17 protein-coding genes are annotated in these 19810 nt (G+C 65.4%); 11 read left to right on the top strand and 6 right to left on the bottom strand.

All coding sequences use genetic code 11. The features are described from left to right. Positions 1–14 precede the first annotated feature (14 nt). Together R3D65_RS15285 and R3D65_RS15280 are read left to right on the top strand one after the other, a co-directional pair. Positions 15–1223: an efflux RND transporter periplasmic adaptor subunit gene (locus tag R3D65_RS15285; protein WP_371276125.1), complete on the top strand. Its 1209-nt coding sequence runs from the start codon at positions 15–17 to the stop codon at positions 1221–1223. Next, positions 1220–4366 (top strand): efflux RND transporter permease subunit, encoded by a 3147-nt coding sequence (locus R3D65_RS15280; protein ID WP_371276124.1) that lies wholly within the window; start codon positions 1220–1222, stop codon positions 4364–4366. Before R3D65_RS15285 ends, R3D65_RS15280 begins: the two co-directional genes overlap by 4 nt. 91 nt (positions 4367–4457) lie before the next feature. Here the strand turns inward: R3D65_RS15280 and R3D65_RS15275 are convergent, their stop codons facing one another. From R3D65_RS15275 to R3D65_RS15255, 5 genes are all read right to left on the bottom strand, one after another. Beyond that, the gene (locus R3D65_RS15275; RefSeq protein ID WP_371276123.1) at positions 4458–6089 is read right to left on the bottom strand and encodes a SulP family inorganic anion transporter; all 1632 of its coding nucleotides are present in this window, start codon (positions 6087–6089) and stop codon (positions 4458–4460) included. Positions 6090–6230: 141 nt separating this feature from the next. Then, positions 6231–7118 (bottom strand): DMT family transporter, encoded by an 888-nt coding sequence (locus R3D65_RS15270; RefSeq protein ID WP_371276122.1) that lies wholly within the window; start codon positions 7116–7118, stop codon positions 6231–6233. Positions 7119–7124: 6 nt separating this feature from the next. After that, positions 7125–7874, bottom strand: a complete 750-nt coding sequence (locus R3D65_RS15265; protein WP_371276121.1) for an arginyltransferase — start codon at positions 7872–7874, stop codon at positions 7125–7127. Between the two features lie 67 nt (positions 7875–7941). After that, positions 7942–9759, bottom strand: a complete 1818-nt coding sequence (locus tag R3D65_RS15260) for an SLC13 family permease (RefSeq protein WP_371276120.1) — start codon at positions 9757–9759, stop codon at positions 7942–7944. Positions 9760–9854: 95 nt separating this feature from the next. Continuing rightward, on the bottom strand, positions 9855–10334 hold the full coding sequence (locus tag R3D65_RS15255; RefSeq protein ID WP_371276119.1) for an RDD family protein: 480 nt from the start codon (positions 10332–10334) through the stop codon (positions 9855–9857). Positions 10335–10662: 328 nt separating this feature from the next. On the opposite strand from R3D65_RS15255, the gene R3D65_RS15250 reads away from it, so the two are divergent. Continuing rightward, a complete protein-coding gene (locus tag R3D65_RS15250; RefSeq protein WP_371276118.1) occupies positions 10663–11037 on the top strand; it encodes a hypothetical protein in 375 nt (124 codons plus the stop codon). Positions 11038–11073: 36 nt separating this feature from the next. Here the strand turns inward: R3D65_RS15250 and hemB are convergent, their stop codons facing one another. Then, a complete protein-coding gene (gene hemB, locus R3D65_RS15245; RefSeq protein ID WP_371276117.1) occupies positions 11074–12099 on the bottom strand; it encodes a porphobilinogen synthase in 1026 nt (341 codons plus the stop codon). Positions 12100–12250: 151 nt separating this feature from the next. Between hemB and R3D65_RS15240 the strand changes: the two genes are divergently transcribed. From R3D65_RS15240 to R3D65_RS15205, 8 genes are all read left to right on the top strand, one after another. After that, on the top strand, positions 12251–13306 hold the full coding sequence (locus R3D65_RS15240; RefSeq protein WP_371276116.1) for an enoyl-CoA hydratase/isomerase family protein: 1056 nt from the start codon (positions 12251–12253) through the stop codon (positions 13304–13306). Continuing rightward, the gene (locus R3D65_RS15235; RefSeq protein WP_371276115.1) at positions 13303–13728 is read left to right on the top strand and encodes a DUF6163 family protein; all 426 of its coding nucleotides are present in this window, start codon (positions 13303–13305) and stop codon (positions 13726–13728) included. Before R3D65_RS15240 ends, R3D65_RS15235 begins: the two co-directional genes overlap by 4 nt. 169 nt (positions 13729–13897) lie before the next feature. Then, on the top strand, positions 13898–14416 hold the full coding sequence (gene ldtR, locus R3D65_RS15230; protein WP_371276114.1) for a transcriptional regulator LdtR: 519 nt from the start codon (positions 13898–13900) through the stop codon (positions 14414–14416). Positions 14417–14730: 314 nt separating this feature from the next. Next, positions 14731–15984, top strand: a complete 1254-nt coding sequence (locus R3D65_RS15225) for a murein L,D-transpeptidase (RefSeq protein ID WP_371276113.1) — start codon at positions 14731–14733, stop codon at positions 15982–15984. 206 nt (positions 15985–16190) lie between these two features. Continuing rightward, on the top strand, positions 16191–17483 hold the full coding sequence (glyA, locus tag R3D65_RS15220) for a serine hydroxymethyltransferase (RefSeq protein WP_371276112.1): 1293 nt from the start codon (positions 16191–16193) through the stop codon (positions 17481–17483). A 71-nt stretch (positions 17484–17554) separates the two neighbouring features. Continuing rightward, positions 17555–18034: a transcriptional regulator NrdR gene (gene nrdR / locus R3D65_RS15215; RefSeq protein WP_371276111.1), complete on the top strand. Its 480-nt coding sequence runs from the start codon at positions 17555–17557 to the stop codon at positions 18032–18034. Positions 18035–18039: 5 nt separating this feature from the next. Beyond that, positions 18040–19161, top strand: coding sequence for a bifunctional diaminohydroxyphosphoribosylaminopyrimidine deaminase/5-amino-6-(5-phosphoribosylamino)uracil reductase RibD (ribD, locus tag R3D65_RS15210; protein WP_371276110.1), 1122 nt, complete (start codon positions 18040–18042; stop codon positions 19159–19161). After that, positions 19161–19778 carry a riboflavin synthase gene (locus R3D65_RS15205; protein ID WP_371276470.1) on the top strand — a complete coding sequence of 206 codons (618 nt, stop codon included), beginning with the start codon at positions 19161–19163 and terminating at the stop codon, positions 19776–19778. The genes ribD and R3D65_RS15205 overlap by 1 nt, the downstream gene beginning before the upstream one ends. Positions 19779–19810: the final 32 nt, after the last annotated feature.

Genomic DNA, 19810 nt, shown 5'->3' with positions numbered 1-19810 from the left:
CCCGGACACGACCCATGCCGCTGACCCATGTCCTCAAACCCGCTTCCGCCGCGATGGGCCTGGCCCTGCTCGCCTTGGCGGCACCGGCACTTCCGGCCGCCGCCCAGGATTCCGTCACGCCGGCCGTTTCGGCACCCGCGCCCGCCATTCGCGTGGTCGAGGTCCGAAGGCAGGAACTGACCGAGAGCCTGCCGGTCAACGGCACCGTGATGCCGCGCGACGAGGCTGCCGTCGGCGTTGACCTCAACGGACTGACGGTGCTGGAACTGCGCGCCGACGAGGGCGACATGGTCCGCAAGGGGCAGGTGCTCGCGGTTCTGGACAAGTCCGGCCTGGAACTCGCGCTCCTTCAGGCCCGCGCCCAGCGCGCCCAGATCGAGGCGCAGACCGCGCAGGCCGGCGCCCAGATCGCCGATGCCGAGGTCGCCGTGCGTCAGGCGAGCGAGACACTGGAACGCGTCAGGCAGTTGCGCGAGAAGGGCGTGGCCTCGCAGGCCCAATTCGACAATGCCGTCAATGGCCTGGACAGCGCGCGCGCCAAGCTGGAGACCGCCCGCAAGGCGGTTGTGGCTGCCGAGGCGCAGTCCGGCGTCAATGCCGCGCAGATCAGGGAACTGGAGCGCCAGATTGCCCGCACCGAGGTCAAGGCACCCGCCGATGGCCTCGTGCTTGCCCGCAACGCCATGCTGGGCGCCGTCGTCGGCGCCTCCGCCGGCCCGCTTTTCCGGATCGCCATCGACAACGAGCTGGAATTGCAGGCCGCCGTTTCCGAAACGCACCTGCCCGCGCTCCACGAGGGGCAGAAGGCGCGGGTGCGCGTCCCCGGTCGCGATACGCCGCTTGCCGGTTCCGTGCGCGCAATCGCGCCGGAGGTGAACAAGGCCACGCGGCTTGGCACGGTCTATGTTTCGCTGCCGGCCGACGGACCGGTGCGCGCCGGCAATTTCGCCAGCGCCAGCATCGAACTGGTCAGCCGTGAGGGGCTGGCCCTGCCGGCCAGCGCCATCCTCTTCCGCAACGGCAACGCGCTCGTGCAGAAGGTCGTCGATGGCAAGGTTGTTTCCACGCCGGTAACCCTGGGCATTCGCGTCAACGGCACGGTGGAAATCGCCGACGGGCTGGCCGAGGGCGACCAGATCGTCTCGCGCGCCGGCGTCTTCGTCAGCGATGGCGACGCCATCACCCCCGTCCTCGATGAAGCCACCGGAGCGCTCGCCCGATGAACTGGAACATTTCCGCCTGGGCGATCCGCAACCCGCTGCCCTCGGTGCTGCTTTTCATCGTGCTCACCGTTCTGGGCACGATGAGCTTCATGCAGCTACCGGTGACCCGCTTTCCGAATATCGACATTCCCATCGTCTCCGTCGTGGTCACCGATCCCGGCGTCGCGCCGAGTGAACTGGAAACCCAGGTGACGAAGCGCGTCGAGGACGCCGTCGCCAATGTCACCGGCGTCAAGAACGTCATGTCGACGATCACCGAGGGGCGGTCCTCCACGGTCATCGAGTTCCGCCTCGAGGTGGATACGGCCACGGCCGTCACCGACGTCAAGGATGCCGTCGAGCGCATTCGATCCGACCTGCCGGCCACGGCCGACGAACCCGTCGTCAATCGCATCGATGTGGAAGGCCAGGCGATCCTCACCTATGCGGTGCGCGCGCCCTCCATGACACTGGAAGAGCTGTCCTGGTTCGTCGAGGACAAGGCGATCCGCGCCCTTCAGGGGCTGAAGGGCGTTGCCCGCGTGGACCGTTATGGCGGCGTTGACCGCGAAATCCGGGTCGAACTGGACGCCGACCGCATGAATGCGCTGGGCGTCACCGCTTCGGCCGTCAACAACGCGCTGCGCGCCGCCAATGTCGACTTGACGGGTGGGCGCACCGAGATCGGCGGACGGGAGCAGACCATCCGTACGCTGGGCGGCGTGGCAAGCGTCAACGACCTGCGCGCGCTCGAAATCCCGCTTGCGGGCGGGCGGCGCGTGATCCTGTCCGATATTGCCACCGTCACCGACAGTTGGGCCGAACCGCGCTCCTTCGCCCGCGTCAATGGCGAGCCTGTCGTGTCCATGGGCGTGTTCCGCGGCAAGGGCGAAAGCGATGTGGACGTTTCCCGCCGTGTCACGGACGCGGTGGAAAAGCTGCGTGCGGATTATCCCGGCGTGACCATCGACCGCGTCGACAACTCCGTCGACTACACCGTTGGCAACTATGAATCGGCCATGCAGACCCTGCTGGAGGGCGCGGCACTGGCGGTCATCGTCGTCTTCCTGTTCCTGCGCGACATCCGCGCGACCCTGGTTTCCGCGGTCGCCCTGCCGCTGTCGATCATCCCGACCTTCCTTGTCCTCGATCACCTGGGCTTCTCGCTCAACCTGGTCAGCCTTCTGGGCGTGACGCTGGTGACCGGCATCCTCGTCGATGACGCGATCGTGGAGATCGAGAACATCGTCCGGCACATCAAGATGGGCAAGACGCCCTATCGCGCCGCGCTGGAAGCTGCCGACGAGATCGGTCTCGCGGTGATCGCCATTTCAGCCACTATCATGGCGGTCTTTGCGCCGGTCTCCTTCATGTCCGGCGTGGCGGGCCAGTATTTCAAGCAGTTCGGTCTCACTGTCGCGGTGGCCGTCTTCTTCTCGCTGCTGGTGGCACGCCTCATCACGCCACTGCTGGCCGCCTATTTCCTGCGGCCCCATGGCGACCACGAATTCAGGCCGGGCCTTGTCATGCGCGGCTATCTCGGTCTGCTGGGTGCAAGCCTTCGCTTCCGCTGGATCACGTTTCTGGGAGGCGTCGCCTTCTTCGTCGGCGCCATCATGGCCACCACCATGCTGCCGGCGGGCTTCGTGCCGCGCCAGGATGCCTCGCGCGTGGTCTTTTCGCTGGAGCTTCCGCCCGGCGCGCGGCTGGAGGACACCGGCCATGCGACCGACCGGGCGAGCGAGGCCGTGCTGGCTATCCCGCAGGTCGAGAATGTCTATGTGATCGGCGGCGCCAACCCGACCGGCACGCTGGAATTGCGTCGTGCCACCATGGTCGTCGATCTCCAGCACAAGAGCGAGCGCGAGGTTTCCCAACACGATCTGGAAAACCATATCCTCGACATCCTGCAGACCATCCCGGATCTTCGCGCCTCCTACGTCAACGACCGCGGCCAGCGCGCGCTCGAAATCGGTGTCATGAGCACCGACGGCGACCTGCTGGACGATGAGGCCCGCAAGATCCAGAGCGCCATGGCCGAAACGGGCATGTTCCGGGCGATCACCTCCAATGCGGCGCTGGACCGTCCGGAAATCATTGTCGAGCCGGATCGCGACCTGATGGCGCAGCTGGGTGTGTCCACGGCCGCGCTTTCCGATGTGCTGCGCGTGGCCACCATCGGTGATGTCGATGCCAAGCTGGCCAAGTTCACGGACGGCGTGCGCCAGATCCCGATCCGTGTCCAGCTTGACGAAACCCAGCGCGATGACCTCTCGGTCCTGTCGCAATTGCCGGTACCGCTTGCATCCGGCGCGACTGTGCCGCTGTCCGCCATCGCTGATATCCACTATGCGCAGGGACCGTCGTCGATCCAGCGCTTCAACCGTGAGCGTCGTGTCGTCATCGGTGTCGACATGGCCGGAACGGCCGAGATCGGCGAGGGGCTGAAGGCCATCAAGGCGCTGCCGGAAGTGCAGAACCTGCCGGAAGGTGTGCGCATCCAGGAAACCGGTGACGCGGAGGTGATGGGTGATGTCTTCACATCCTTCCGCAATGCCATGATCACCGGCCTGATGCTGGTCATGGTGGTGCTGATCCTGCTGTTCGGCTCGGTCTTCCACACCGTCACCATTCTGCTGTCCCTGCCGCTGTCCATCGGCGGGGTTGTCGGCGCCCTCTGGCTCACCAACCAGGCGGTCTCCATGCCGGTCGTCATCGGCATCCTGATGCTGATGGGCATCGTGACGAAAAACGCGATCATGCTGGTGGATTTCGCCATCGAGGAAATCGCGCGCGGCATCGCGCGCCGCGAGGCCATCATTGATGCCTGCCGCAAGCGCGCCCAGCCGATCATCATGACGACCATCGCCATGTCGGCCGGCATGGTGCCCGCTGCCCTTGCCCATGGCGATGGCGGCGAGTTCCGCGCGCCCATGGCGATCGCCGTGATCGGCGGCCTGCTCGTCGGCACGGTGCTGAGCCTGCTTTTCGTGCCCTCGCTCTTCTCCATCATGGACGATGTGCGCAAGGGCATCGGCTGGCTTGCTGTCAGGCTCCTGCGGCCCAATCCGCGTGATGAACCGGAGGACGAGGAAATGCCTGCGCATGCCCATGCCGGGCCTCTGGACATCGCGCCGGCGCGTCTGCCGGAAGCGGCGGAATAGACGGGCAGTCCCGCAGGCGGACAAGCGAAAGGCCGGGCAGGGTGCCCGGCCTTCGTCGTATCCGAATGCGATTTGCAGCTCTTCGCGCCAGTCAGTGACCCTTGCCGAATGAGCCCGTGCGCACGTCATAATCGACAGCCAGCCCGTAGTCGGGATCGTCCTCGCTGTCGATCATGAGCTGGCCGGCGCGAGTCAGGAGATGGTGGCAATCGCGCGAGAGGTGGCGCAATTGCAGGCGCTTTCCCTGCGCCTCGTATTTCTGCGCCAGCGTCTCGATGGCCTGAAGCGCCGACTGGTCGGCCACCCGCGAATTCATGAAATCGACCACGACGACGTCCGGGTCCCCGGCCGGGTCGAACAGGTCGAGAAATCCCTCGGTGGATCCGAAGAAAAGCGGCCCTTCGATGGAATAGGTCTTCGTGCCGTCCCCCTCTGTCGTCACCCGCGCATGAATGCGGCGCGCATTCTGCCACGCATAGGTCAGGGCCGAGACAATGACGCCGACCACCACCGCGGTGGCCAGATCCGTCCAGACCGTGACAACCGTCACGAGAAGGATGACGAAGGCATCGGCACGGGGAATCCTGGTCAGGATGGAAAGCGAGTTCCAGGCAAACGTGCCGATCACCACCATGAACATCACGCCCACAAGCGCGGCCAGCGGGATCTGCTCGATGAGCGGGGCGGCAAACAGGATGAAGCTGAGCAGGAACAGCGCGGCCGCGATGCCGGAAAGGCGCGTCCGCCCGCCGGACTTCACGTTGATCATCGACTGGCCGATCATGGCGCAACCGCCCATGCCGCCGAAGAAACCGGTCACCACATTGGCCGTTCCCTGCGCCACGCACTCCTTCGACGCTCCGCCGCGCTGGCCGGTGATCTCCCCCACCAGGTTGAGCGTCAGCAGGCTTTCGATCAGGCCGATCGCGGCCAGGATGAAGGCATAGGGCAGCACGATCCTCAGGGTTTCCAGCGTCAGCGGCACCATGGGGATGTGGAAGGCGGGCAGCGAGCCCTCGATCGACGCCATGTCGCCCACCCGCGGCACATCGATGCCGAACACGATGACCAGCCCCGCCACGACTCCGATGCCGGCCAGCGGCGCCGGCACGGCCCTTGTCAGTCGCGGCATGGCCCAGATGATCGCCATGGTCAGTGCCACCAGACCGAGCATGGTGGCGAGCGGCAGCCCGGTCAGCCATTGGCCGTTCGCCATGCCGTGCCCGCCGGCACCTTCGGCCGATCCCGGCACCTGGAATTGCGAGAGCTGGGCCAGGAAGATGACGATGGCCAGCCCGTTGACAAAACCGAGCATGACGGGGTGGGGCACCAGCCGGATGAACTTGCCGAGATGGAAGATGCCGGCCAGAACCTGGAGCACGCCCATCACCACGACCGTGGCGAAGAGATATTCCACGCCATGCTGGCTGACGAGAGACACCATCACCACGGCGAGCGCTCCGGTGGCCCCGGAAATCATCCCCGGTCTGCCCCCCAGCAGCGCCGTGACGAGGCCGACGATGAAGGCGGCGTAAAGCCCGACAAGCGGGTGAACGCCCGCCACGAAGGCGAAAGCCACGGCTTCCGGCACCAGCGCCAGCGCCACGGTGAGGCCTGATAGGATTTCTGTCTTTGTCTGCGAAACGGAAAGGGTGCCGAGCCGGTCACGCGGACGCCCGGACGAAATGCGGCCGGCAACGGCCGCAAGGGTCGGTTTGATCATGTTTGAGCCTTGTCAACGGGAGGCATGGGGCGCGTGGGGCACGCGCGCGGTTCGCGTTCTAGCTAAACCGGTTCATGCTGCAATGCAAACGCAAGGGCGGGAAGCTGCCATGCAATGCCAGCCTGCCTGGCGGACCGGGCTTCAGACGGGCCGCGCCGCCAGCCGGCGCTTGCGGTCCCGCGCGATCTGGACGCCCGTGTGGATGACGAGCGTGCCAAGCACGATTGCACCGCCGATGAAGGTGTGGCGCTCGGGGACTTCGGAAAAGATCCACCAGACCCAGATCGGCGCCAGAACGGTTTCCAGCATGTAGAACATGGCCACTTCCGGCCCCGTCAGCCAGCGCGTTCCCGTGGCCAGGCAGAACATGGAGATGGGCAGCAGGATTGCCCCGTCGAGGACGATCCAGACCGGGGCCTCGATCCGGTAGCCGTTGAACAGCACGACAATGCCGGAGATCAGGATCAGGAACCCCCCTGACATGACGGCTGAAAAGCCCATGTCCTTGCCGCTGGCCCGCGAGACGGTGAGCGCGGCGGCCAGCGATCCGGCAGCGCCAAGCGCAAGCAGGTTGCCGATCAGGCTTCCGGCGGCAATTCCGCCGGAAACGATGATGAAGACGCCCGCTGCCATGGCGATCATGGCGACAAGGGTTTCGCGCCTCAGCCGCTCGCCCAGGAAGATGCGGCCCAGCAGGGCGGCGATCATCGGATTGAGTGCCAGGATGAAGACGAGGTTTGCCGTTGGCGTCAGGAAGACGGCCAGCAGGAAACACAGTCCGGTGAGTGCATAGAGTGCCGCCACGATCCAGCCGGTCCGGCCCTGGATGAGCGGAGGCGGATTGCGCCCGAACCGCTTGAGGGCCAGCCAGACGGCAAGCATGACGACGATGGAGCAGACCGAGCGCAGGAAGATGACGGACCACGATTCGCCGTCACCCAGCCTGAGCAACGGAATGTCGAAGGTCAGCAGCATGCCGCCCAGCCCGGTGACCGCGAGGCCCTTCACGTGATCTGTTTGCGTGGTCAAGCCGGGTCAGTCCTCGTAGCGGGCCCAGCCCGAAGGGCCGAGATGTTCTTGCGGCCGGAACCGGATCTTGTAGTCCATCTTGCGGGAGCCGCGCACCCAGTAACCCAGATAGACATGCGGCAGGCCCATCGTCCGTGCCCGTTCGATGTGATCGAGGATCATGAACGTTCCCAGCGAGCGCTCGGGCATGTCCGGGTTGAAGAAGGAGTAGACCATGGACAGGCCGTCGCCCATCACGTCGGTCAGCGCGATGGCAACCAGTTCGCCTTCGCCCTTGCCGGTGATGAACGTATCCGGCCCGCGCTTGCGGTATTCGATGATCCGCGTGTCGACATGTGTGTCCTCCACCATCATCGCATAGTCGAGAACCGTCATGTCCGACATGCCGCCGCGCCGGTGGCGTGCATCGAGATAGCTGCGGAACAGGCTGTACTGCTCCGTCGAGGGCTCCGCGTCATAGACCGTGGAAACCAGGTCCTCGTTCGCGGCGACGACCCGGCGCATGTTGCGTGATGTCGTGAATTCCTGCGCCAGGATGCGAACCGAGACGCAGGCGCGGCAGGTCTCGCAGGCCGGCCGGTAGGCGATGTTCTGGGAGCGGCGGAAACCGCCCTGTGTCAGCAGGTCGTTCAGTTCGCTCGCCTTGTCTCCGACCAGGTGCGTGAAGACCTTGCGCTCGAACTGGCCTTCCAGATAGGGGCAGGCCGATGGCGCGGTCAGGTAGAACTGCGGATTGTGAACGGGTTGCTGCGTCATGAATGCTCAAGATAGTAGCCGCCGGCGCGTTCGCCAATGCCAATTTTTTCCATCGGTTTCCGGCTCGCTAAAACCCGTAATACCATGGCGCGATCAGGGTGAATGTCAGCCACATCAGCAGGACGAGCGGCAGGCCGGCCTTCACGAAGTCCGAAAACCTGTATCCGCCCGGTCCCATCACCAGAAGATTGGTCTGGTAGCCGACCGGTGTCGCGAACGAGGCGTTGGAGGCGAAGATGACGGCGGCGATGAACGGCGCAGCCGGAAGGCCTGTGCTGGCCGCCATGTCCAGCGCGATGGGCGTGAACAGCACGGCGGTCGCGTTGTTCGACAGCACGTTCGTCATCAGGGCCACGACGAGGAACAGGCCGGACAGCAGCACGGCCGGGCCTTGTCCGGCCATGGCCATGACGGCGCCATCGGCGATCAGCTTGGCGCCGCCGGTCTGCTCCAGCGCCGTGGCCGCGGCGATAGAGGAACCGACGAGCAGGAAGATCTGGCGGTCGAAGGCGCGCGCCGCCTGTTGCAATGTCAGGCAGCCCGTGGCGATCATTATGGCCGCGCCGATCACTGAACTGGCCACGATCGGCACCAGCGAGGTCGCCGCCGTTGTCACGATGAGGGCAAAGATCACGAAGGCGATCCATGCCTTCTGGCGCTGCGGTACGGCCTGTGCCGACCATTCCAGCAGCAGCAGGTCATGGCTGTCGCGCATGGAAAGCAGATGCTGCTCGTCCGCCCCGACCAGCACCGTGTCGCCCGGCTCCAGCCGGATGTCGGCCAGCGGAACACGCCCCATGCGGCTCTTGCGCTGGATGCCGAGCACATCCACGCCATGGGTGGACTGGATGCCGGCATTGCGTACCGTGCGTCCGGCATGGCGCGAACCCGGCGTGACCACGGTTTCGGCCACGTGGTAGGCCGGACCCGGCTTGACGCGGGGATTGTCCTCGCTGTCCTCGCGCGTCGAGGGCGTGGCCGAGCCGCGCGCCAGCGCATTCATGAAGGCGCGCCGCGTGCCGGAAACGACCACGCGGTCGCCTTCGGATATGACCATGTTCTCGAAAGGCGGCAGGAAATCCATCCCGCGCCGGATGATGAGCCGCGGCATCAGATCCTTCAGCCCGGGGAAAAGGCCCGCGCGCGATTCCATGCCGAGAAAGGGATGGCCGGCGCCGACCGTGATCTCGCCGATGAACTGCGCCCCGGCCGCCCGCCGCCTCTCCTCGCCGCCGCGCGTACCCCGCCGAAGGATGCGCGGCATGACGAGAAAGATGTACAGCGCACCGGCCGCCGCCAGCATCAATCCCGGCGCTGTAATGTCGAAAAAGCCGACCTCGTGACCGTTGCGCTGTGCCACGCCGGCCACCAGCAGGTTTGTCGAAGAGCCGATGATCGTCGTCATGCCGCCCAGGATCGAGAGGAACGAGAGCGGCATCAACGCCCGCGATGCGGAGAAATTGCGCTGTGCGGCCAGAACGGTCAGCACGGGAATGAAGATGACCACCACCGGCGTGTTGTTCAGGAAGGCTGAGAGGAATGCAGCCGAAAGCAGCGTCACGGCCAGTGCCCGCACCGGTGAAGCGCCGCCGGCCTTTGCCGCGATGCGCGCCGGCTGGTCCATCGCGTCCGTGGCGAACAGCCCCTGGCCGACGATCAGCAGCGCGATGACGGTGACCAGCGCCGGGTTCGCGAAGCCTGCGACCAGTTGTTCCGGCCGGACCGCCGCGCCATCGCCGTTGGCGTAGGGAAACAGGGCGAACAGCGCCAGGAACGCGGCCAGTGAGCCGATCGCCACCGCCTCCAGCGCGAAGCGGTCGCTGACATAGGCGACCACCGTCAGCGCGATGATGGCAAAGGTGGCATAGGTATGGAAATCGGCCATTCAACGTCCGCGGGCGAGGATTCGTCCATGGACACTGTAGAATGGTGCGCGGCCGTTGGCGAGTGCCGAATTCCCTGCCGCGGGCAGGGCCGCCGTCAGGCCTTGTCGCGCACCACGACGGTGCCGAGCAGGAGGTCGTGAACCGTGCGCTTGCGGTCCAGAACCAGCGTGGCCAGCAGGATGAGGCCGGAGGTGAACACGTTTCCGGCCCAGAACAGGACCGTGTGGACGATGGCAAGCAGCGGATCGATCCGCAACCCGTCCAGCCTTGCAAGCCGGATGCCCGTCATCTGCATGCCGACCGTCGCCTGCCGTCCGCCGCCCAGCGTCATGGCCACGTAGGTCAGCGCCACGAAGGGGCCGAAGACGGCAAACAGCATCCAGCCAAGACCCAGCGTGACGATGCCCAGCAGAAAGACCAGGATGGCAAACGGGATCATCAGGAGCAGGATGATGACGTAATCAATGAAAAACGCCATGACGCGCCGCGTGCGCACCCCCTCATACAGGCGCCAGTCTTCATCCGCGGGGAAACCGCTGTCATGGACCGTCTTGCCGTCGATCGTGCGTGCCAAGTCTTTCCTGCCTTTCTTCCCGTCCGGGAACTGCAATGCTTGCAAGGCTTCACATGGGAAGGCGTGCCTGCCGGTTCAAGGAAGCGAGGGGTTGGACCGGCCGGAGACAAAGAAACGGCTGTCCGGGTGCTTGAAAAACGAATTGATTCATTGAAGACTGATTTTTAGGCAATCGGACAAGATGAACCCGGACAGTTTCCCGAATGGCAGCGTGCGCGGACGCGCGTTTTCCGGTTCCGGTGTCGGGAGGGCCGGGCCGATGGCTTGCCGGACGCGGTTGCCGGCAAGGGGGCGGAAGGAAGTGGACCGCAACAGGGAGGGACCCGACATGCGCGGCATAGCTTTTCTCTTCGTCGCCACCGCGGCGCTTTTCGTCACCATCGGCATGGTCTGGGGAATCCAGATGTCGGCCAGCGGCAATCACATGCTGTCGGGCGCCCACGCCCATCTCAACCTGATCGGATGGGTGACGATGGGGCTTTTCGGTTTCTACTATCACCTCGTGCCCGCCGCCGCGGCTCGGCCGCTGGCCAAGGTTCACTACGGGGTGGCCACGCTGGGCGTGCTGACCATCGTGCCGGGCATCGTCATGGTGCTCAGGCAGCAGGGCGAGACCCTGGCCGCCATCGGCTCGGTCCTGACCATCCTGTCGATGCTGATCTTCCTCTACACGGTGCTGACGACAAGGGCACAGGCAGCCTGACTGCAAGGCGCCGGCAAGGGCTGGCCGCCTTCGCGGTCAGCCTTTCAGCATCTCCGCCACCTGTGGCGCGAAATAGGTGAGGATGCCATCGCAGCCCGCCCGCTTGAAGGCCGCCAGGCTTTCCAGCATGGCCCTGTCATGATCCAGCCAGCCGTTGGCCGATGCCGCCTTGATCATCGCGTATTCGCCCGAGACCTGATAGGCGAAGGTGGGCAGGCCGAACGTGTCCTTGAGGCGCCGGCAGATGTCGAGATAGGGCATGCCCGGCTTGACCATCACCATGTCGGCGCCTTCGGCGATGTCGGCTTCGGTCTCGCGGATGGCTTCCTCGCTGTTGGACGGGTCGATGTAATAGGTCTTCTTGTCGCCCTTGAGCAGACCGCCGGTGCCGACGGCCTCGCGGTAAGGGCCGTAGAAGCCGGAGGCAAACTTGGTGGCATAGGACATGATGGCCACGTCCTGGAAACCGGCTGCGTCCAGCGCATCGCGAATGGCACCGATGCGTCCGTCCATCATGTCGGAAGGGGCGATGATGTCTGCGCCGGCCTCTGCCTGCCCCACCGCCGCGCGGGCCAGCAGGTCCACGGTCTCGTCGTTGACGATGATGCCGTCGCGCAGGATGCCGTCATGGCCGTGACTGGTGAACGGGTCGAGCGCGACGTCGGTGATGATGCCGATCTCCGGCACCGCGGCCTTGATGGCGCGGCTGGCCTTGTTGATCACGTTGTCCGCGTCGAGAATGTGGGAGCCGGTATCGTCGCGCCGGTCCATGGCGATATTGGGGAACGTGGCCAACGCCGGAATGCCGAGCCTGGCCGCCTTTTCCGCCTCGCGCACGGCGAGATCGACCGTCATGCGCCGGACGCCCGGCATGGCCGCGATGTCCTCGCTGCGGTTCTCGCCCTCGATCACGAAGATCGGCCAGATCAGGTCATCGACCGTCAGCCGCGTCTCCTGCACCAGCCGGCGCGACCAGTCGGCCTTGCGCATCCGCCGCAAGCGGCGCGATCCGGTGATTTCATCGACGGAACGGGGCATCGAAAACGTGTCCATGCGGTTCATGATCCTGTCCTTCAGTTCGCCTTGCCGCGAAGGGCCTCCGGTTGAACCACAGTTGGGCCGCGCCGGGCAACCGCGCCATTGACAAAAAAGCGCACTGGCCCGTAAGCCGGACAGGGCAGGGGGGCCAGAGGGAGAGGGAGCGATTCACGGCATGGGTATCGAATTCGGCGGCGGCGATGAAATCCGCTTCGAGAAGCGGGGAAGGGCGGGCGTGATCACCATGACACGGCCCAAGGCGCTGAACGCGCTGACGCATTCGATGGTTCAGGCGATGGCGCGCGCCATGGATGCCTGGGAAGAAGACGACGATGTCGCCCTTGTCGTCATCCGGGGCGAAGGCCGCGCCTTCTGTGCCGGCGGCGACATCATGGATATCTACCGGGCCGGCCGCGAAGGCCGGGTGCTCACCGCCTTCTTCCGCGACGAATACCGGCTCAACGCCCGCATCAACCGCTTTCCCAAGCCCTGGGTGTCGCTCATCGACGGCATCGTCATGGGCGGCGGCTGCGGCGTGTCGATGAACGGCGCGGTGCGCGTCTTCGGCGACAAGGGCGTGATCGCCATGCCGGAAGTGGGGATCGGCTTCTTTCCCGATGTCGGCGGCAGTCACTTCCTGCCCCGCCTGCGCGGTCGTTCGGGCATCTGGATGGGGTTGACCGGCGAGCGCGTAAAGCAGGGCGATGCGCTGGCCCTCGGCGCGGCCACGCACGCGGTCGCCTCGGCGGATTTCGGCGCGCTGCTCGATGCCATGTGCGAATCGGGCGATGCCGCTGCCTCGCTGATGCGTTTCTGCATCCGCCCTGAACCGGAAACAGGCTCGGAAACCTTCGAAGCCATCGACCGTCTGTTCGAAGGCTCCAGCCTGGAAGCCGTGGTGGCCGCGCTGAACGAGGCCGCCGACGAGGGCGACGGTTTCGCCCGCCGGACGCTTGACACCATCGCCGGCCGCTCGCCGACATCGCTTCACGTCGCCTTCCGCCAGATGGCACGCGGCGCCGGCATGTCGATGGACGATTGCATGCGCATGGAGTTCCGCATCGTCAACCGCATGCTGGTCGGCCACGACTTCTACGAGGGCATCCGCGCCGTTCTCGTGGACCGCGACAATGCGCCCGCATGGCGCCCGGCCACCATCGAGGCTGTCGAAACCGCTGACATCGACGCCTATTTCGCGCCGCTCGACGGCGGGGAACTGCCACTGCCATGATGCAAACCGCCGAGGCCGGGATCTTCAAGCCGTCGCGCGCCGCGCAGGCCTCCGTCGTCTTCATGCGCTTCCTCGCGGTCCTTTCGCTGTGGAGCGGCCTGGCCTACTGGCTTCGCCTGGTCGGGCTGGAACCCGGCGGCATCTGGCGCTTCGATCTCATGCCCATCCATTGGCAGATCGCCGCCGTCAGCCTCGCCGTGCTTTATCCCTTCGCCGCCGTCGGCCTTTGGCTTCCGGCATCCTGGGGGCCGGTGATCTGGACGCTTTGCGCTGCCTCGGAGATCACCATGCATGCGCTCTATCCGCACCTGTTCGGCGACCGTGAGCTGCTGGTCATCGCCCATCTGGGGGTGCTGGCCGCACTGGTTGCGCTGCGGGTTTACCTGTGGCTGGAGGTTCGCCGCAGCCGCGATGCCGCGTGAGGCAGGCGCCCGGCGTTAACCTTTCATTGCCCAACCTGCCGCTTCGGCATGGAGCAAGGTTTTGTTAACGCAAGCCTTTAAGTCGACTTTTAATCGCCTTCGATAATGTGGGCGCCAAGGTGACGGCAAAACAACAAGTCACCAGGCGTCCAACAGAAGGCAAGAAACAATGAGCAATGCACGTCGTGCTGTCTCGCAGCAGCCCGCAGCTTCCGACAAGCAGGAAAGCGCCATCCACTCCCTTTACATGGAGTCGGTGCATCTTCTTGAACGTCTGCACCGCCGCCTGCTTGATGTGGTCAAGGACGAATTCGAGCGCAACGGCCGCTCCGACATCAACGCCGTCCAGGCGCTTCTCCTTTTCAACATCGGCGACAGCGAACTGACAGCCGGCGAACTGCGCACGCGCGGCTATTACCTGGGCTCCAACGTGTCCTACAATCTCAAGAAGATGGTGGACATGGGCTTCCTTCATCATCAGCGTTCGCGTGTCGACCGGCGTTCCGTCCGCGTCAGCCTGACGCAGAAGGGCAAGGATGTCGCGGCCATCGTTTCCGGTCTCTACCAGCGCCATATCGGATCCATCGAACAGGTCGGCGGCATCGGTCCGGAGGAATTCCAGCAGATGAACCGTGCGCTCCAGCGTCTCGACCGTTTCTGGAACGACACCATCGCCTACCGCATGTGATGGGCCGTACATGACGGGGGTGGACATGGCAGGCGGGGCCGCCGCCTGTCCCCGGTCCCCGTGTCCGGCGCGCGGAAGCTGCGTGCGACGTGGTGATAACGCGGCCGTGATCCGGCGCCCACAATCAGGCCATATTCGCGTGGCATCGCCTCTTCCGATGGGGAAGGGCGAGCGGGTTTGTCCCGGCTAGCGACAACCAGCGGCAACAGGCTTGGCGCTTTGTTAACGTTGACGTGCAATCTTTCCCTTTCCATAATCCCGTGACCTGAAGGCCTTTCCGGTCACGTAGAACTTGACGACGAGGGAAGACGATCATGGCAACCAGCCGCCGCCTTTTTCTAGCCGGTGCCGGTGCGACAGCGCTGTCAGCGATGAGCGGGGCCGCCCGGGCGGATGACATCATCCGCACCATCATCGAGTCGCCGCGCCGTGGCAATTGGGACACCGAGTTTGATGCGCGCGCTTCGCAGGGCGGGCGGGTCGCCTCCAACCTTCCCATCTTCAACCCCGACACCGTCTCCTATGTCGAGCACGCGATCGCGCAATACGAGGACATCGTCGCGCGCGGCGGCTGGCCGGTCGTGCCTGCCCGCCAGAAGCTCCGGCTCGGCATGATCGACCCGTCTGTCGAAACGCTGCGCAAGCGCCTGATGATCTCGGGTGACCTGTCGCCGCGTGCCGGCATGTCGCAGGCCTACGACACCTATGTCGATGCAGCGGTGAAGCGTTTCCAGGAGCGCCACGGGCTGCCTGCCGACGGCGTCATGGGGCGCTACACCTTTGCCGCCATGAACGTGTCCGCGCCCGTTCGCCTCGGCCAGTTGCAGACCAACCTGGTTCGCCTGCGGTCCATGTCCGGTTATCTGGGCGACCGCTACGTCATGGTCAACATCCCCGCCGCCCAGATCGAGGCGGTGGAAAACGGCCGTGTCGTCTCGCGCCACACCGCGATTGTCGGCAAGGTGGACCGCCAGACGCCGATCCTCAATTCGAAGATCAACGAGGTCATCATCAATCCGTACTGGACGGCGCCGGAATCGATCATCCGCAAGGACATCATTCCGCTGATGCGCAAGGATCCGACCTACCTGACGCGCAACAACATCCGCATCTTCGCCCAGGACGGAAACGAGATTCCGCCGGAAATGGTGGACTGGACAACCGACGAGGCCGCGAATTACCGGCTGCGCCAGGATCCCGGCAAGATCAACGCCATGGCGTCGGTCAAGATCAACTTCCCCAATCCGCATGCCACCTACATGCACGACACCCCGCAGCAGAGCCTGTTCGGCAAGCTTGCGCGTTTCGAAAGCTCCGGCTGTGTCCGCGTGCAGAATGTGCGCGATCTGGTTAGCTGGCTCCTGCGCGAGACCGATGGCTGGAACCGGCAGCGCTTCGAGGCCACCATCAAGTCCGGCGAGAGCACGCCGGTGCAACTGGCCGAGCCGGTGCCGGTCTACTTCACCTATGTGTCGGCCTGGTCGACGGGCGACGGCGTGGTTCATTTCCGCGACGACATCTACGGCCGCGACGGGGTGGACGAATTGCAGCTGTCCTCCACGCTCTGAGGCGCGCGCGAAGCGTGTCGCAAAGAAGGGTATGAACGCCGCTCCGCCATGCGGGGCGGCGTTTTGCATGGCGCTATGGTCCGGCGCCGGCGGGCGAAAAACCGTCCGCATTGTTTGCGCACGCGGCAAGTGGCAGGCCGCGAGAAACTGTGATAAGCCGCGCTCTCGTTTCTCCCGAGACCGCTGACAGGAAGGGACCACACAGCATGTCCGATACGCGCGCTTTCTTTTCCGCCCCGCTGGAAGAGATCGATCCGGAAATCTTCGGAGCCATCCGCGACGAGCTTGGCCGCCAGCGCCATGAGATCGAGCTGATCGCCTCAGAGAACATCGTCAGCCGTGCGGTGCTGGAGGCGCAGGGCTCGATCATGACGAACAAGTATGCCGAGGGCTATCCGGGCAAGCGCTACTATGGCGGCTGCCAGTTCGTCGATGTTGCAGAGACCCTGGCCATCGAGCGCGCCAAGACGCTGTTCAATGCCGGTTTTGCCAATGTCCAGCCCAATTCCGGCTCGCAGATGAACCAGGCCGTCTTTCTCGCCCTGCTTCAGCCCGGCGACACCTTCATGGGTCTCGACCTCAATTCCGGCGGTCACCTGACCCACGGCTCCCCGGTCAACATGTCGGGCAAGTGGTTCAACGTGGTCTCCTATGGCGTGCGCCAGGAGGACCACCGCCTCGACATGGACGACATCGCCGCCAAGGCCGAGGAATACAAGCCCAGGCTCATCATTGCCGGCGGCACAGCCTATTCGCGCATCTGGGACTGGAAGCGCTTCCGCGAGATCGCCGATTCCGTCGGCGCCTACCTGATGGTCGACATGGCGCACATCGCCGGTCTTGTCGCCGGCGGCGTGCATCCCTCGCCGGTGCCCCATGCCCATGTGGTCACCTCCACCACGCACAAGTCGCTGCGCGGGCCGCGCGGCGGTCTCATCCTCACCAATGACGAGGCCATCGCCAAGAAGATCAACTCGGCGGTGTTCCCCGGCCTTCAGGGCGGGCCGCTGATGCATGTCATCGCCGCCAAGGCCGTGGCCTTCAGGGAAGCGCTGGAGCCGGGCTTCAAGGACTACGCCGCCAGTGTCGTGGCCAATTCCAAGGCGCTGGCTGCCTCGCTCAAGGGCAACGGTCTCGACATCGTTTCCGGCGGCACCGACAACCACTCCATGCTGGTTGACCTGCGTCCGAAGAATGCCACCGGCAAGCGCGCCGAGGCGGCTCTGGGCCGCGCCAACATCACCTGCAACAAGAACGGCATCCCCTTCGATCCGGAAAAGCCTTTCGTCACCTCCGGCATCCGCCTCGGCACGCCGGCCGGCACGACGCGCGGCTTCGGCGAAGCCGAATTCACCGAGATCGGCAACCTGATCTCGGAAGTGCTCGACGGGCTCAAGGCGGCCAATTCCGATGAGGGCAACGCGGCCGTGGAAGCCGCTGTGCGCGACAAGGTCGTCGCCATGACCGGCCGCTTCCCCATGTATCCCTACCTGGGCTGATCGGCCGCCGCCATTCCCAAACCGGTCGAATCCGGCTAAAGCCTCGCGGTGTCGTACCGCGAGGCTTTTTCATGCGCTGCCCCTATTGTCAGTCCGAAGACACCCAGGTGAAGGATTCCAGGCCCGCCGAGGATGGCGCCGCGATCCGCCGCCGCCGCGTCTGCCCGGATTGCGGCGGCCGCTTCACCACGTTCGAGCGGGTGCAATTGCGCGACCTCGTCGTGGTCAAGCGCTCGGGCCGCAAGGTGCCCTTTGACCGCGACAAGCTGATGCGTTCCTTCGATATTGCGTTGCGCAAGCGCAATGTCGATCCGGACCGTGTCGAGCGCGCCGTCTCCGGCATCGTGCGCCAGCTTGAAAGCTCAGGCGAATCCGAGATCAAGGCCGACGAGATCGGCCAGCTTGTCATGGAGGCGCTGAAGGCGCTCGATGACGTGGCCTATGTGCGCTATGCATCCGTTTACCGCAACTTCCGCGAAGCGCGCGACTTCCAGGAACTCCTCGGTGAACTGGGCGGTGAGGATGCGGCCGCGCCGGAAAGCGGGAGATAGCGTCCATGCCGGTTTTGTTCGCGCCCGGTGAGGCGGCAGACCGGCGCTTCATGGCCGCTGCCATCCGCCTGTCCCGCAAGCATCTGGGCCTGACCGGCACCAATCCCTCGGTCGGGACGCTGATCGTGCGGGATGAGGGGGCCGGACCGGTCATCGTCGGCTCCGGTGTCACGGCGCTCGGCGGCCGCCCCCATGCCGAACCGCAAGCCCTGGAAGAGGCAGGCGGAAAGGCCCGTGGCGCCACCGCCTATGTCACGCTGGAGCCCTGCGCCCATCATGGCCGAACCCCGCCCTGCGCCAACGCGCTCGTTGATGCCGGCATCGCCCGCGTGGTCATCGCAGCCAGCGATCCCGATCCCCGCGTGTCGGGCAAGGGCGCGGCCATTCTGCGCGCCGCCGGACTGCAGGTCACCGAAGGCGTTCTGGCGCGCGAAGCGGCCGATCTCATGGCCGGTTACCTGATGCGGTCCTCGTCCATGCGGCCGGAAGTCACCTTGAAACTGGCGGTCTCCGCCGATGGCATGATCGGGCTGGAAGGGCGGGGCCAGATCGCGATCACCGGCGAGATCTCCCGCGCCCAGGTCCATGCGCTGCGCGCCGGGACGGATGCCATTCTCGTCGGCGCCGGCACGGCCGCTGCCGACGATCCGGAACTGACATGCCGCCTGCCCGGCATGGAAGACCGTTCGCCCATCCGCATCGTGCTCGACAAGGGGCTGCGCACACCGGTTTCCTCGCGCCTCGCCCGCTCGGCGCGCACCGTCCCGGTCTGGATCGCCGCGGCGGCGGACGCGAACGCGCAACGGCGCGCGGCGCTGGCTGATTGCGGCGTCGACTTTCTCGCCGTCGATCTGATGAATGGCCGCATCTGCCTGCCCGAACTCATGGAAGACCTGGCCGCGCGCGGCATTTCGACCTTGTTCGTGGAGGGCGGCGCTGTCACGGCGCGCCGGTTCCTTGACGAAGACCTGGTCGACCGCATCTGCATTTTTGAAAGCCGGATGCGGATCGGCATGGGCGGCGTGCGCGCGCCGCTGACACCAGCCACCGTGCCGCCGGCCTTTGATCTGCACCGGCAGGCACAATTCGGGCAAGACACCTATCGCGAATGGACGAGGGCACGCTGATGTTTACCGGAATTGTCACCGATGTGGGTACCGTTGAGCGGGTCGAGCCGCGCGCCGGCGGCGTGCGGCTTCGCATGGCGACATCCCACGATCCGGCGACCATCGACATCGGCGCGTCCATCGCCCATGCCGGTGTCTGTCTCACCGTCGTCGCCTTGCCGGAACCGGGCGATGCGGAACGCTGGTACGAGGTCGAGGCCTGGGAGGAAGCCCTGCGCCTGACGACCATCGGCGGCTGGAAGCCGGGCACGCGTGTCAATCTGGAACGGGCGCTCAAGGTGGGCGATGAACTGGGCGGCCACATCGTCTCCGGCCATGTCGACGGCATGGCTGCGATCCTTGCCCGGCAGGCGGAAGGCGACGCCGTGCGTTTCACCCTTGAGGCGCCCAGCGAATTTGCCCGCTTCATCGCGCCGAAAGGATCGGTCGCGCTGGATGGCACGTCCCTGACGGTCAACGGCGTGGATGGCAACCGTTTCGACGTGCTGCTGATCGACCACACGCTGGGCGTGACGACATGGGGCGAGCGCCAGCCGGGCGACAGGGTCAATCTTGAGGTCGACACCATGGCGCGTTATGCGGCGCGGCTTGCGGATGCGGACAAAGCGTCCTATTGACGCCTCGCGCCCGCGCGCCTGAAAGTCCTGTA

This window comes from Zhengella sp. (assembly GCF_041397485.1).
Taxonomy (GTDB): domain Bacteria; phylum Pseudomonadota; class Alphaproteobacteria; order Rhizobiales; family Rhizobiaceae; genus Zhengella.
Note: the sequence above shows the minus strand (reverse complement) of the source record. Positions and strands in the feature narration are given on the sequence as shown.

Bases quoted from the DNA above. Each gene is read 5' to 3' on its own strand.
- R3D65_RS15285 (WP_371276125.1), top strand. From the start codon at position 15: ATGCCGCTGACCCATGTCCTCAAACCCGCTTCCGCCGCGATGGGCCTG.
- R3D65_RS15280 (WP_371276124.1), top strand. From the start codon at position 1,220: ATGAACTGGAACATTTCCGCCTGGGCGATCCGCAACCCGCTGCCCTCG.
- R3D65_RS15275 (WP_371276123.1), bottom strand. From the start codon at position 6,089: ATGATCAAACCGACCCTTGCGGCCGTTGCCGGCCGCATTTCGTCCGGG.
- R3D65_RS15265 (WP_371276121.1), bottom strand. From the start codon at position 7,874: ATGACGCAGCAACCCGTTCACAATCCGCAGTTCTACCTGACCGCGCCA.
- R3D65_RS15260 (WP_371276120.1), bottom strand. From the start codon at position 9,759: ATGGCCGATTTCCATACCTATGCCACCTTTGCCATCATCGCGCTGACG.
- R3D65_RS15250 (WP_371276118.1), top strand. From the start codon at position 10,663: ATGCGCGGCATAGCTTTTCTCTTCGTCGCCACCGCGGCGCTTTTCGTC.
- hemB (WP_371276117.1), bottom strand. From the start codon at position 12,099: ATGAACCGCATGGACACGTTTTCGATGCCCCGTTCCGTCGATGAAATC.
- R3D65_RS15240 (WP_371276116.1), top strand. From the start codon at position 12,251: ATGGGTATCGAATTCGGCGGCGGCGATGAAATCCGCTTCGAGAAGCGG.
- R3D65_RS15235 (WP_371276115.1), top strand. From the start codon at position 13,303: ATGATGCAAACCGCCGAGGCCGGGATCTTCAAGCCGTCGCGCGCCGCG.
- ldtR (WP_371276114.1), top strand. From the start codon at position 13,898: ATGAGCAATGCACGTCGTGCTGTCTCGCAGCAGCCCGCAGCTTCCGAC.
- R3D65_RS15225 (WP_371276113.1), top strand. From the start codon at position 14,731: ATGGCAACCAGCCGCCGCCTTTTTCTAGCCGGTGCCGGTGCGACAGCG.
- glyA (WP_371276112.1), top strand. From the start codon at position 16,191: ATGTCCGATACGCGCGCTTTCTTTTCCGCCCCGCTGGAAGAGATCGAT.
- nrdR (WP_371276111.1), top strand. From the start codon at position 17,555: ATGCGCTGCCCCTATTGTCAGTCCGAAGACACCCAGGTGAAGGATTCC.
- ribD (WP_371276110.1), top strand. From the start codon at position 18,040: ATGCCGGTTTTGTTCGCGCCCGGTGAGGCGGCAGACCGGCGCTTCATG.
- R3D65_RS15205 (WP_371276470.1), top strand. From the start codon at position 19,161: ATGTTTACCGGAATTGTCACCGATGTGGGTACCGTTGAGCGGGTCGAG.